Annotated in this window: 15 protein-coding genes; 1 reads left to right on the top strand and 14 read right to left on the bottom strand. The window is 28.3% G+C overall.

Going from position 1 to position 13823, the window contains the following annotated elements; all coding sequences use genetic code 11:
* Positions 1 to 2 precede the first annotated feature (2 nt).
* The 7 genes from CAMP5053_RS00165 to mqnP are packed head-to-tail and all read right to left on the bottom strand — an operon-like array spanning position 3 to position 4391.
* A complete protein-coding gene (locus CAMP5053_RS00165) occupies positions 3 to 200 on the bottom strand; it encodes a hypothetical protein (protein WP_087699757.1) in 198 nt (65 codons plus the stop codon).
* Positions 200 to 784 carry a 6-pyruvoyl trahydropterin synthase family protein gene (locus CAMP5053_RS00160; RefSeq protein WP_214126232.1) on the bottom strand — a complete coding sequence of 195 codons (585 nt, stop codon included), beginning with the start codon at positions 782 to 784 and terminating at the stop codon, positions 200 to 202. Before CAMP5053_RS00160 ends, CAMP5053_RS00165 begins: the two co-directional genes overlap by 1 nt.
* Complete coding sequence (locus tag CAMP5053_RS00155) at positions 781 to 1530, bottom strand: 7-carboxy-7-deazaguanine synthase QueE (protein ID WP_337217041.1); 750 nt, start codon at positions 1528 to 1530, stop codon at positions 781 to 783. Before CAMP5053_RS00155 ends, CAMP5053_RS00160 begins: the two co-directional genes overlap by 4 nt.
* Complete coding sequence (gene moaA, locus CAMP5053_RS00150) at positions 1530 to 2498, bottom strand: GTP 3',8-cyclase MoaA (protein ID WP_214135784.1); 969 nt, start codon at positions 2496 to 2498, stop codon at positions 1530 to 1532. Before moaA ends, CAMP5053_RS00155 begins: the two co-directional genes overlap by 1 nt.
* Before the next feature lie 9 nt (positions 2499 to 2507).
* The gene (locus tag CAMP5053_RS00145) at positions 2508 to 3029 is read right to left on the bottom strand and encodes a hypothetical protein (RefSeq protein ID WP_087699764.1); all 522 of its coding nucleotides are present in this window, start codon (positions 3027 to 3029) and stop codon (positions 2508 to 2510) included.
* The gene (locus CAMP5053_RS00140; RefSeq protein ID WP_261544928.1) at positions 3022 to 3525 is read right to left on the bottom strand and encodes a hypothetical protein; all 504 of its coding nucleotides are present in this window, start codon (positions 3523 to 3525) and stop codon (positions 3022 to 3024) included. Before CAMP5053_RS00140 ends, CAMP5053_RS00145 begins: the two co-directional genes overlap by 8 nt.
* Positions 3516 to 4391 (bottom strand): menaquinone biosynthesis prenyltransferase MqnP, encoded by an 876-nt coding sequence (mqnP, locus tag CAMP5053_RS00135; RefSeq protein ID WP_087699766.1) that lies wholly within the window; start codon positions 4389 to 4391, stop codon positions 3516 to 3518. Before mqnP ends, CAMP5053_RS00140 begins: the two co-directional genes overlap by 10 nt.
* Positions 4392 to 4460: 69 nt before the next feature.
* On the opposite strand from mqnP, the gene miaA reads away from it, so the two are divergent.
* A complete protein-coding gene (miaA, locus tag CAMP5053_RS00130; protein WP_214100006.1) occupies positions 4461 to 5330 on the top strand; it encodes a tRNA (adenosine(37)-N6)-dimethylallyltransferase MiaA in 870 nt (289 codons plus the stop codon).
* On the opposite strand, the gene CAMP5053_RS00125 is transcribed toward miaA, so the two are convergent.
* The 7 genes from CAMP5053_RS00125 to nuoI all read right to left on the bottom strand — a co-directional run bounded on the left by CAMP5053_RS00125 (position 5327) and on the right by nuoI (position 13816).
* The gene (locus CAMP5053_RS00125; protein ID WP_087699771.1) at positions 5327 to 7648 is read right to left on the bottom strand and encodes a tetratricopeptide repeat protein; all 2322 of its coding nucleotides are present in this window, start codon (positions 7646 to 7648) and stop codon (positions 5327 to 5329) included. The genes miaA and CAMP5053_RS00125 overlap by 4 nt on opposite strands.
* A 61-nt stretch (positions 7649 to 7709) precedes the next feature.
* On the bottom strand, positions 7710 to 9113 hold the full coding sequence (locus CAMP5053_RS00120) for an NADH-quinone oxidoreductase subunit N (protein WP_087699773.1): 1404 nt from the start codon (positions 9111 to 9113) through the stop codon (positions 7710 to 7712).
* The gene (locus tag CAMP5053_RS00115) at positions 9113 to 10582 is read right to left on the bottom strand and encodes a complex I subunit 4 family protein (protein ID WP_261544925.1); all 1470 of its coding nucleotides are present in this window, start codon (positions 10580 to 10582) and stop codon (positions 9113 to 9115) included. The genes CAMP5053_RS00120 and CAMP5053_RS00115 overlap by 1 nt, the downstream gene beginning before the upstream one ends.
* Position 10583: 1 nt before the next feature.
* Positions 10584 to 12386: an NADH-quinone oxidoreductase subunit L gene (gene nuoL / locus CAMP5053_RS00110; protein ID WP_337217040.1), complete on the bottom strand. Its 1803-nt coding sequence runs from the start codon at positions 12384 to 12386 to the stop codon at positions 10584 to 10586.
* Positions 12374 to 12685, bottom strand: a complete 312-nt coding sequence (gene nuoK, locus CAMP5053_RS00105; RefSeq protein ID WP_087699810.1) for an NADH-quinone oxidoreductase subunit NuoK — start codon at positions 12683 to 12685, stop codon at positions 12374 to 12376. Before nuoK ends, nuoL begins: the two co-directional genes overlap by 13 nt.
* Entirely contained in the window at positions 12685 to 13191 is a 507-nt protein-coding gene (locus CAMP5053_RS00100; RefSeq protein ID WP_337217039.1) for an NADH-quinone oxidoreductase subunit J, read from the bottom strand. The genes nuoK and CAMP5053_RS00100 overlap by 1 nt, the downstream gene beginning before the upstream one ends.
* Positions 13184 to 13816, bottom strand: a complete 633-nt coding sequence (gene nuoI / locus CAMP5053_RS00095; RefSeq protein ID WP_214126238.1) for an NADH-quinone oxidoreductase subunit NuoI — start codon at positions 13814 to 13816, stop codon at positions 13184 to 13186. Before nuoI ends, CAMP5053_RS00100 begins: the two co-directional genes overlap by 8 nt.
* Between the last annotated feature and the right edge of the window lie 7 nt (positions 13817 to 13823).

Below are 13823 nucleotides of genomic sequence, written 5' to 3'. Positions count from 1 at the left end.
CACTATCCTTGTGTGCTATTTTCATCTTTGATATCATCATCTACAGGTATAGGAAGCGTCTCATCATCTATAATAACATTAGAATCACTTTGCTCAATCTGAACTTGTTCAGTTTGAACTTCTTTTTTTGTATTTTTATTTTCTTGACTTGAGCAAGCCATAAAAAGCAACAATGGCACAATTAGTAAAACCTTTTTCATCACACCTCCTTTTGATTGACAAAAACAAAATTTGAGTCTTGAAGTTTTTTAAAAAAATCTTTATCTCTCCATTCATCAATTACAGCTTGTGAAAATTCAATATCTGTTAGATTTATCTTTGGCAAAAACTCACTATAAGCATCTTCTCTAAAACCTTGTGCATAACCTGTTCTTGTTTCATGCACAATAATACTTTTTAAACTAACACCTTGCTCTCCATTAACCATCTTAGTTTTTAAAAGCAAAGCATCAATCAAAACAAAAAATATACGTACAAAATTTTCCGCACTTACATTCACAGGCAAACTTACCCATCTTTGTGAGTGCTTTTTCATATCTTCTAAATAAACTTTATCATCATATTTAAAAAGTGTAATAGCATGATCAAAACTATCAATAATTTGTTTTATCTCATCTTTTAACAAGCCAAAATCATACACCATTCCAGCATTATCAAGGTATTTACTCTCAAGTAAAATTTCTACCTTATAAGAGTGGCCATGTATGCTTGTTTTACATCGCTTGGAGCTACAAAATCTAACAATATGAGCATTTTCAAATTCAAACATTTTTCTAATAATCATACGCCTTCTTTATCTCCCCAAATTCTAATATGCATTCTATCAGAGTAATTATATCCATTTTTTATACAAAATTCAGCAACACTTAAGGCATTTTTAGAAATTTCTTCTTCATTTGACCCCATAGGCATACAAAACACCTCATTTTCACAAATCTGTAAAATTTCACTAATCTCCTCTAAGGCTTTATTTTCTTGTAAAAAATCCTTGTCTAAAACAAATTTATAAAAGCTATCCTTAGTATAATGTTTAAAATCCTTTAAGGCTTTTTCATTAATCCTTTTTTCTTTTTTAACCCCGCTATTACTAAGCTTTACTCCTAAAGCAAAATAACATTTTTTATACAAAGGATATTTTTCAAAATCAATTTCAATACTTGCGTTTGTTTCAAAATGCACTTTAAAATCATTTTCTAAAAGCAAATTAATAAAACACAAAAAATCTTTGTTTTGATGATTTAACAAGGGCTCACCACCCGTAATTACTACTATAACTTTGCGTGAATTGGCTAACTTTAAAACCTCATCAAAAAGCTTTGTTGAAGTATATGTTTTGTAACAAGTTTTAAATTCTTTAGTAAAAACAGCCCTTATAGTATCACAGCCTAAAAGTATTTTAGAATCTTTTTCTTTTTTTACTCCAAAGCCTGTGCAGTTAAAATTACATCCAGCAAACCTTACAAATATAGCCAAATTTCCGCTATATTTTCCCTCACCTTGCAAGCTTAAAAAAGTCTCAACAACTTCCATTATCCACCTGTTTGATAAAAAGCTCTTGTAGAACTTTGATTGGCTTCATTTTCAGCCCATCTATTTTTTTCTGATTTGTTTTTTATCACGGTTTTTAAAATTTCACAAGCACCTGCTATGTCTTTATTACGTATAGCTTTTTTAATGCTTAATGCCTCATCATAATACAAACAAGGTATTAAAAGTCCTTCGGCTGAAAGTCTTATACGGTTACAACTATCACAAAAATCATGACTATGTGGATCAATAATACCAAACTCATACCCATCTTCAAGCTCATAAATAGTCGCGGGTGCATTTGGGCTTTTTTGTCCTTGTTTAAAAGAATATTTTTGAGCAATGATGTTTAAAATTTCTGCTGATTTTAAGCCTTTCAAATCCCCATAAGCATGGTAATTTTCCATAAATTCTATAAAGCGAATTTGGCTTTTGCGTGCTTTAGCAAATTCTAAAAGATCAATAAATTCATTATCATTAATCCCTTTAAGCGCTACGGTGTTAAATTTAATATTAAAACCTAATTCTAAAGCTTCATTAATACCATTTAACACATCTTTGAGTATGTTTTTTTGAGCTAATTTAAAAGCTATTTCTTCTTTTAAGGTATCTAAAGAGATGTTAATTCTTTTTAAACCCGCTTGTCTTAAGTCTTTTGCTTGTTGTTTTAATAAAGAAGCATTAGTAGTAAGTGCTAAGTCTATATCTTGCTTATATTCACTAATCATAGCAATAAATTTATACAAATCTTTTCTTACTAAAGGCTCACCACCTGTAATACGAATTTTTTTAACCCCTTCATCAATGCAAACTTTAACAAACATAAAAAGCTCTTCAAATGATAAAAGATTTTCTTTAGCACTCCATTCAAACGGAGTTTTTGGCATACAATAAAGGCAACGAAAATTACATCTTTGTGTTACTGAGATTCTTAAATAATCTATCACTCTTCCATAGCTATCCACTAACATAAAGAACCTTTATAATAATTTATTAAATTTCAAGATAAGTTCAACCCTACCCATGCCTATACGCAAATCTTTGGCAATTTGCTCTATGGATTTTTTTTGATTAAAAAGCTCTATCACTTTTTGTTCTTCATTATCATAACTTGGACTTAATTTTGTAATACTTTGGGTTTTTTGTTCTAAATTTAACAAACGATTTTTTTGTTCACTTTGAAATTCTTCAATTACCTCTTCTACTTCTTTTAAAGCATTTAAAATAGGAATAATATTTTGATTGATTTTTTGTTCTAGCGCCTGCAAAAGTTCTTCTTTTAATTCTTCTTTAATAGCTTCAGTATCTATTTCTTCTTTTTCTTGTTCTTGCTCGTCCAAACTTTCTTTTTTTAAATAATGATATTGCTTATTTAAATCTTCTATCATCTTACCAAGCTCATTAATTTTGACAATACTTTCTTTTTCTTTAATCATCATATAAGCAAACATAGCAAAAATTAATAAAGCTACAACTAGCCACAACAATAAATCACTATCCATTTTCTTGCTCCTTTAAAATCTTAATCATCGCTCTTTGCATATTTGCTACAAAATTATCATACACAAGCTCATCTTCTGCTTTTATTTGTGTAATTTTTGCTTCATTTTCATTTAAGGCTTTAAAAAAAATACTAATTTTTTGACCATTTAACTCAAATCTTGCATAATATTGCTCATCTTGAGCTAAACACTTTTCTTTAAACTGAATGTGTGCAAAATTTACACCCACCACAAAGGCTTTATATTTTAAATCTGTGAATAATTTTGTTTTATTGATATCATTTTTCATCAAATATAATTCTTGTTTTATATCCATAAGCAAATCAAAAATAATTTGCTCACCTTCACTAAATTCCACTCTTGAAGCAAGTTTTTTCCATTTACTTAAATTGACATAATTATTACTTGAAAGATATTCTTGCAAAAACTCTTCATATCTTTCTTTACTCTCTTCAAACTCAAGCTCTAACGAGCTTTTAAAAAATTTTATCTCCATAAAAGATCAACCCAAATAAATATAAAAAACACTATACTTAAATAACCATTTAAAGTAAAAAATGCTTTATCAATTTTTGCAAAATTCTTTCTAACAATGCGGTGCTCAAAAAATAAAATAATCGCACTAATTATCACGCCTAAAAAAGCAATATTTCCCGTTGGAGCTACCCAAACAAATAAAAGCCAAAAAAGCACTGCTAAAACATGACAAAACGCTGAGATAAACAAGGTTGCATCGAGTCCAAATTTAGCAGGTATAGAGTGTAAGCCTGTTTTTTTATCATATTCCATATCTTGCAAAGCATAAAGTAAATCAAAACCAGCTGTCCAGAAAGTAACACCCAAACACAAAATCACGCTATAAATTTCAATACTTCCCAAAACTACAATACTACCTGCAATAGGAGCAAGTCCTAAGCAAAATCCTAATACTAAATGCGCTAAGGATGAAAATCTTTTAAAGGCTGAATAAATAGCTAAAATAAACAATACTGGCAAAGAAAGAGCAAAAGCTAATTTGTTGATAAAATAACTTGCTAAAACAAAAATAATAGCATTTAAAATAATAAAAAGTAAAATACTAGTTTTACCTATACGCCCATCAATATTAGGTCTATTTACACATCTTGGGTTGTTTTTGTCAATATCCTCATCCATTAAACGATTAATCGCCATTGCAAAATTTCTTGCACTCACTGCACAAATAACACCCAAAAACAAAGCTTTAAAACCAAACCAAGTGCTATCATTTAAAATAACAGAAGCCACAATCATTGAAGTAAATAAAAAAGGTAGGGCAAAAATAGAATGCTTAAAAACAATCAAATCTAAAATATCTTTTAATTTTTCTTTTAATATAGGCATTTTTTCTCTTTATAATATATTTTTGTTATGATTTTACTAAAATAATTTTAAATTTAGGATATTTTTACGATGTTTTTTGAATTTGCACTCATTGGAACTACTGCAAGTGGCAAAACAGAACTTGCAAATAAACTAGCTTATGAATTTAATGCAAGTATTTTAAGCCTTGATAGTCTTTGCGTGTATAAACAAATCAACATCGCTTCAGCCAAAACAGAGCAAAAAACCCTAGATGAGCTTGATTATTTTGGCATAAATTTATTAAATGTTAATGAGCATTTTAATATTGCTTTATTTTTTGAAGAATACAAAAGAGCAAAAGCTTTTGCCCAAAAAAATAATCAAATGCTTATTATCACAGGTGGAACTAGTTTTTATTTAAAAGCTTTAATGGATGGCTTGAGTGAAAAATTCAAAGAAAGTCAAAGTACACTAAATAATGATGAAATTTATCATTTAATGATAAAAATTGATCCACAAGCAAAAATAGAAAAAAATGATACTTATCGTTTGAAAAAATGGCTTGGAATTTATGAACAAACTAATAAAATTCCAAGTGAAGTTTTAAAAGAAACTAAACAAGAAGCTTTAATTAAAGAGCTTGATGTTTTTGAAATTTCTTGGCAAAAAGAACTTTTGGAAAAACGCATTATTAAACGCACGCAAAATATGCTTGATGAGGGTTTAATAGATGAAGCTAAAATGCTATTTGATAATTATGATCATAATTTAAAAGCACTAAATTCCATAGGTTTGAAAGAATGTAAAGAGTTTTTAGATAAAAAAATAAATCTAAAAGAGCTTGAAGAACTCATCATCATTCACACAAGACAACTTGCTAAAAGACAAAGAACTTTTAATAAAAAATTTAATAAAGAAATTTTAGATTTTCAAAGCGCTTATGAGAATTTAAAAGCTTATATTTTAAAAAAATATTAAGGCTGAGTATTTAAAATATTTAATTTATCTTTACATAAATTTTGCCAATTGCTTGTTGTGTTAATATCTATACAATTTTGTAAACTTTGTTTTTGATTTTGCACATCTTTTAAGTCTTCATATACATTACTTTGCATATAAAAAGCTCTTGCACGCTCATCATCTTTTAAAGGATTAGCAAGCAAATCTTTAAACAAAGTTAAGGCTTTTTGAGCTTGATTGCTTTGTTTTAAAGCTTTGATATAGATAAATTCTAAATCAGGACTAAAAAGATTTACTCCTTTTAAATTTTGATAGTTAATTGCCTTTGGAGCATAGGTTAAAATACTTGTTAAAAAATTATTTTTTTCACAATAACGCAAAAATTCATAATATAATTCCACCATACGATAATTCATAGGAAATTGCTCTAACTTTTGCAAAGTTCTTATCATGGCATTATAATCTTGCAATCCAAGCTCGGCAAAAAATTTAATATAATTTGCTTCGAATTTTTCACTATCACTAATAATCGTTCTTGTATTTAAAATATCGTTAATGGTTTTAATAACATTTTTATAACTTTTATCTTTTAAAGCCAAATCTGCACTCTGAAGCTTATAAAAAATCACATCATCGTTTTCATTTTCCACGATATACTTTTTAGCTTCTTCTATACGAGAAGTACGTTTAAAACACTCAAGCATACGCTTTTTGTTTTGTATTTTACCTCCTACCTTATAAGTTTTAAAATCATCATATATTTTCACAGCAGCTAAACACTCATCGTTTTTTAATTTTTGTTCTAAAACTAAAATAGCAGCTTGCTCTAAAAGATTTTTAGCTTCTTTGTTAGAATATTTTTCAATATCTTTTTGATAACTTACAACTTTTTCATAGTTTTTTTCTTGAAAATACAATTTTACATTATCAAACAATGCCTTACTAGAAATTTCTCCGGCATATTTTTGTATAATTTCTTCATATCTTTGATGTAAAAAACTTGCATTAGCATCTTTTAAATACAAAAAGTTTTTATCTTGAGCTTCTTTGATTAAACTTGCATATTCACCCAAAGGAAAATCTTCTGCATAAAGATCTAAATATTTTTGAGCCTTGGTATGCTCATTTGCATTTAACATAGCCAAAGCAAGATCTTTTAACACTCTTTCATATTCTTTATCCACTTTTGTTAAATGAGTAAAAATATATTCATAAATTTTAGAACTTAAGTCATAAATTCTATAGTTATCTAAAGTTTTTGCCAATATCAAGGCATTAGATAAATCTTGAATAAAAAAATCAGGATTAGAAGTTAAAATTCGACTTGCTAAATCTTTTGCCTCCTTAAAATTTTTTTGTTCTAAATAATTTTTTGATAAAAATAGCGCTGCTCTACTTGCCAAATCAGTGTCTACGGTAGAATAATACACATCTTGATAAATATTGTTTGCAATATTTTTCTTACCCAAATGATATAAATAATCTGCATAATCAAGTAAAGCTATTGTTGTATATTTATCCCCTTTATGTTCAGTATTTAAAATATCCACAACATATTCAACATTAGATCTTTGAGATAGACCCATATAAACTCTCATCATAATATACATTACTTCTGTATAGTCTTTATCGTTAATATAAGTTCTTACCCATCTTTTTGCATCATTAAGCATTTGCTCTAAAACTTGCTGATCTTTATCAAGTTCGTAAGTATAAAGCTTATTCTGTGCTCTTAATTTATAAAGTTCAAATTCATTCATAAATACACTACCTTGATAACGTTTAATTGCATTTATAGAATCTCTTAAAACTTGATCATACTTTTTAGCTTCATATTCTTGCTTGATGCTAAAATACGCATTAAAATCTGCACTTTGTGAAGTTTCCATAGGATCTGAATTTAAATCTAAAGCGCCAATAAAAGGCATTAAAGCATTATCAAAATAAATATCAAAGTCAAGTCCGTCACTAGGTTTATAGTGTCTCAAATCTTCTGTAAATACAAAAACAAAATGCTTAAAAGAATCTCCACTATGATTTTGAATTTCTTTGGTATTGAAAATATCTTGAGAATAATTAAACATTTTAGCTAAAGTTTTTGGATAAATTTTAATAGTCAAAAAAGTTTGATGTTTTTCAAAAGAAATTAAAAAATCATCAAATTCCTTATTTTGAAATTGCATATTACTAACACCCAAAACATTGCATTCAAAATAATTTCTTTCAAATTCAAAAACACTCTTGCAAGAAAATTCTTTGTCATCTTTTAAATGCAAAAGAGTAAAAGGACGCTTATGTTCTTCTCCTTTATTAACAATAATTTCAAAAGAAAACATACAAGTTATACTTAATAAAAATGAAACTAAAACCCTTATCATAAGCGTGATTATAGCAATATTATTCTACAAAAGCAAAAACATATAAAAAAAGACTCCCTATCAAACATATACTCAAAATAATCTTTTGTTTAATATTCAATTTCATACTTTCTACTAAATATGATTTTTTAAAAAAAACATAAATTAAAATTTTCAAATAAGCATAAAGCATAATCATTGAGCTTAAAGCTATGGCAAATACAAGTACATAATAACCTGAGTTTAAAATAGAAGCTAAAATTAAAATTTTACCCCAAAAAATTCCAAAAGGTGGAATACCTGCTATACATAAAATAAATATAGTTAGTATTATAGACAACACCGGTCTTTGATCAAACAAGCCTGAAAAACTCTCAAATGAGCTTTTTTGAAATAAACTTAATATTAGGAAAATTCCATAATTTGCAAAAGCAAACGATATCCAATATGCAAATAAAGCAAAAATTGAAAGCCAATAAGAAGTACCATCACCCTGAGAGCTCACGCTCATGCTAGAAACAATAACTGCCAATATAAAAGAAGAATGAGTAATAGAACTATATGCAAGCATTTTTTTTACATCTTTTTGGATTAAAGCTACTATACTTACAGTAAGCATAGAAAAAATTGCTAGTAATGCCACTATATATTCAAATTTTACTCCACCACCTAAAGCAGAAAAAATTCTTAAAACCACTATTATCATAGCTATTTTTGGCACTATAGATATAAATGCTATAAAATTTGTATGCACCCCATAATACACATCTTTTAACCAAAAATGAAAAGGTGCAATAGACAGTTTCACTCCAACAATAACCAAAAACATTACTCCAGCACAAAGTAAAATAGGATCTGAAATATATTCAGAATACAATAGATTATCTAAATCCAAAGACTGAGTTTTTAAATACACAAAAGCACAAGCAAAAACAAAAAATCCAGCTCCTACTGCTGCTAGAGTAAAATACTTTATACTAGAGCTAATAGCATTATGAGTTCCTCTTAATGCTATTAATGTATAAAGAGCTAAAGAAGACCCTTCTAATGCTAAGAAAATTACAATTAAATTAGTGCTTGATACCATTAATATCAAAGAAGCAACCATAAATAAAAATAAAGAAAAAAACTCTGCCTTTTGCTCATCTTTATCCATTAATAAATAAAGCATAGAAAAAACCAAAATAATTATTTGTGCAAAAATTGCATAATTATCACTTACAAATAAACCAAAAAAAGCATGAGAATTATCTAAAACAAAACCATTATAAAGCAATAAAAAGCATAAAGCGCTAAATAAAGCTATAACACTTGCTCCTATGTAAAAATTTCTAGAAAGTTTTTTAAACACACTCAACAAAAGCAAAGTAATAGCCCAAAAAAGCAATGATAACATAGGAAATAATAATACAAAATTTAATTTTTCTAAACTAAAGCCACTCATTAAAAACCTCTTATATTATCTATAATTTTTTGATTTTCTATTGCGATATTTCTTGTTTGCATAACTTCAAGAATACTATTTACATTTAAAGCAATTTGATCAAGCATAGCACTTGGAGCTATACCTAAATAAATCACTATTGCACTTAAAATACTTAAAATAAAAATTTCACTTTTTTTCAATACTAGCTTTTCTATTTTTTCTGCATTAGTAGCAAAAAACATATTCCTATAAACATTTAGCATATAAATAGCCCCTAAAATAATCACACCACCTGCAAATAATGCGAACCATAAATTTACACTTGCTACACCTTGCAATATTAAAAACTCACCTACAAAAGAAATAGTTAAAGGCAATGAAATAGATGAAAATAATAACACGGCAAAGAAAAAGCTAAATAGTGGAGCTGTTTTAGCTAAATTTTTATAAAAGTCTAAATCAAAAGTATGGTATCTTTTATAGAGTATGTAAGCAGCCAAAAACAAACCACCTGTTACTATACCATGCGCAAACATGTAAAATACAGAACCACTTACTCCATTATAAGTAAAAGTTACAATACCCAAAATCACCACACCCAAATGCGAAATAGAACTATAAGCAATTAATTCTTTTAAATCTTTAGTTTTAAAAGCAATTAAGGCTGTATATAAAATCCCAACTATGCATAAAATAGCGAGTAAAGAATAATAATGATTCAAAGTATCGGGCGCTAAAGGCAAAATAAATCTTAAAAATCCAAAAGGCGCCATTTTAAAACTTACAAGCATTACAGAAACTAGTGTTGGGCTTTTTGCATAAACTTTTGGAGCCCAAGTATGAAAAGGAAATAAAGGACTTTTAATCGCAAAAGCAACAAAAAAACCTATAAAGATTAAATTTTGCACACTTTCAGGTATAAAAAATTCACTCTTATACCAAGCAAGCAAATCAAAACTCCAATACCCAAAACTTTGATAATACAAAAATCCTACATAAATAATCGCTAAAAGCATGAGCATAGAACCACAAAATGCATAAATGAAAAATTTAATCCCTGCTTTGTAGTTATTAGAATATCTACCTATTAAATAAATAAGTGGTATAAGAGAAAACTCCCAAAATATATAAAACAATAAAGCATCTAATGAAGCAAAAAGTCCTATAATACAAAATTGTAATAAAAATATACTTACTACAACACTTTTATCTTGAATATCCAAACATATAAAAGATAAAAAAATCATAATAGAGCAAAGCAACATCAAATAAAGCGCTATAGCATCTACACCAATATGAAAATTAACCAATAAAGAATTTAAATTAAATTCATAAGCTATGCCACCATGATAATTAAACAACAAAAAAACATTTAAAATTAAAATCAAAAAGCTAACTAAAATAGCAAAAGCTTTAGAATCTTCTTTTTGTAAAGACAAAGACATAAAAGCTGCAAAAAATGGAAATAATATTAACAGACCAAGCATTCTACACCGCCAAAGCTAAACAAAATAAGCACACAAAAGCCAAAACAGAAATTCTTAACACTAATGAAAATCCTTTCTCTATACTAAGAGTTTTTGCAAACATTTTGAGAAAATAAGCAACACTATCTACCAAAGCATCCAAAACTTCTTTGTCATTTCTTCTTAAAAAGTCACAAAATAACGCATATTTACCAACAACAAATTGATGATAAAATCTTGGTATATAATATTCATTAAACAAAAGCTTATAAATACTTGTTTTAGAAAGTGATGGCTTAAACCAATTTTTCCAATAAGCCATGATAGCTAAAAGCACTCCAAGCACTGCAGCAGCACTTGCAAGTACCATAACTAAAGAATTTTGACCATCAATAAAAGCTAAATTTTTACTTACAAAATTCATAAAGCTATGCTCAAAAAAACCCGCAATAATAGCAAGCAAAGCCAAAGGACTCATCGCAAGCAAAGCTATTTTACTAGCTTCATGGGGATGTTCTTCATGTCTTTTTGGAGTAAAAAATACAAGCATTAAAAGTCTAAAGCTATAAAAAGCTGTCATAAAAGCTGCTATTAAAAGTACTAAAAAAATTCCATGATGATGACTTATAAAAGAAAATCCTAAAATTAAATCTTTAGAGAAAAATCCTGCGAAAGGATAAATTCCTGCTAAAGCTAAAGAACCTATAAGCATTAAAATAGCACTAAAACGCATACTTTTATAAAGTCCACCCATTTTACTAATGTCAAGCTTATCATTCATAGCATGCATAACATTACCCGCACCTAAGAATAATAAAGATTTAAAAAATGCATGAGTTGCAAGATGAAATAAAGCTATTGCATAAGCTCCAAGACCTGCTGCTACAAACATATACCCAAGTTGAGAAAGCGTCGAGTATGCAATAATTCTTTTTAAATCTTTAGCCACCATAGCCATAGAAGCAGCAAAAAGTGCTACAAAAGCTCCAAGTATAGCGATAAAATACCCTACTTCAGGAACTTGTAAATAAAGCTCCCCTGCGCGAATTACCAAATAAACTCCCGCAGTAACCATAGTAGCAGCATGGATTAGAGCTGAAACTGGCGTAGGTCCTGCCATAGCATCAGCAAGCCAAGTATGGAAAGGAAATTGTGCTGATTTACCCATAGCACCTACAAAAAGTAAAAGCGCTATTAAAATCAAAATCGTATCATTTTCATGCCCTAAAGATAAAAGGGTAAAAAACTCATCGTATTTTAAAGAATTAAATTCTATATAAATTAAGAAAATTCCTAAAAGCAAAGCCAAATCTGCAATTCTATTCATGATAAATGCTTCATTAGCAGCAAAAGTGTATTTTTCATTATGATACCAAAAACCTATCAAAAGCCATGAGCAAAGTCCAACACCTTCCCAACCTATAAAAAGCCCTAAGAAATTATCACTCATAATCAAAAACATCATAGAAAAAACAAAAAGCCCCAAATAGCTAAAATAGCGATTAAATCCTTCATCATGCTCCATATAAAATATACTATATAAATGCACAAAAGTCGCTACTATACTTACTACATTCATCATAATTAGAGTAATAGAGTCTATTTTAAAACCAAAACTAACATCTACTAAAGATATCCAAGTACCAAGTTCAAAATTAAAATGTACTCCATTGTTTAATAAAACAATTGAAGCAAGAGCTGAAAAAGCTATAAATAAAGAAGCCAAATAACCTAAAATAATTTTCTTAGCACTAAAAGCAAAAATACCTAAAATAACAGCTGAAGCCAAAGGAGAAAAAAGTGCAATTAAAGCTAAATTTTGCATTTTATCTCTCCTTTTTCAGCTAAAGAGCTAAGCTCTAGTGTTCCTGTTTTTCTATACCATAAAACACAAAGTGCTATCCCAACAGCTACTTCACAAGCTGCAACTCCCATTACAAATAAAGCAAAAATTTGACCTTCTATGTCTTTATGAGAAGCTCCTGCTGTAACTAAAGCCAAATTAGCAGCATTTAATAAAATTTCACTTGAAATAAAAAGCATAATTAAATTTTGGCGTTTTATGATACCTATTAGACCAATGATAAACATCAAAATAGCCACAATGTAGTATTTTTCTAACATCATTGTTCGTCCTTTTTTATATTTTTTTGAGTAAGTGCTATAGCACAAATTAAAGCTATTAAAAGTAAAATTGCCATAAATTCAAAAGCAAGCATATATTTTGTAAATAGAGCAAAGCCTATTTGCTGGGTAGAATCAAGACTATAAACTTCACTAGTTTCATTTAAACCAAACTCATATCCCATAATAATACTAACTAATAAAACAGCACTAAAAATCACAGCAAAAATAAATATTCTTTTGCCCTTTAAACTTTCCTTTACTTTTATAGAAGCATCAAAAAACATCATAGCAAAACTATAAAGACCTAAAATAGCCCCGCTATAAACGATAATTTGAATTGCTCCGATAAATTCAGCATTAAGTAAAAAATAAAATCCACTTAAAAAAACCATAGCCACAGCCAAAGAACTAATAGCATAAAGCACACTAGTACTTAAAACGCTAATTAAAAAAAATCCCAACACCAAAACACTTAATAAACAAAAAGCTATCATTTCAAACATTTTCTTCCTTTGGAGCATCTTGCTGTCTTTGCAAATCTATCTCATAATAATTTGGAGTTTTCTTTACTAAATCATCAGCATCTTTTCTTAAACTACCGCTTCCTTCAAACACCACTTGATTTTTAAGCTCATCAATAGGAGTTAAAAAATCTTCCTTTTGACCAAAATAAGATCTTTGCTCTGCGGCATTTTCATATTCTTTACCATGCACAATGGCAAGTTCAGGACAAACATCAGCACAAAAGCCACAATAAATACAACGCCCTAAATTGATACTATAATTTTCAACCTTTTTACGACCATCTTCGCTTAAACTCGTTTCCATTCTTATGCAATTACTAATGCAAATTTTTTCGCACAAACCACAACCAATACAACACTCATTTTCACTTTCAATAAAACGCATCAAACGATGAACTGCACGATATCTATCATCTAAAGCAACTTTTTCCATAGGATATTTAATCGTTGCACTATTGTTTTTTTTAAACATTTCTCTTAATACAACAAATAAACCTACAAAAAGCTCTGTATTTAAAGAACGCTTGATTACTTGTATGAATTTTTCATAAGCATTTTGAGGATTTTTACGCTCAAAATCTACTTTAAAATAACCTTTTTTCATTGTTTTT

Source organism: Campylobacter sp. S4:11 (assembly GCF_024723695.1).
Taxonomy (GTDB): domain Bacteria; phylum Campylobacterota; class Campylobacteria; order Campylobacterales; family Campylobacteraceae; genus Campylobacter_D; species Campylobacter_D jejuni_C.
This window is presented reverse-complemented; position numbering and strand designations above follow the sequence as displayed.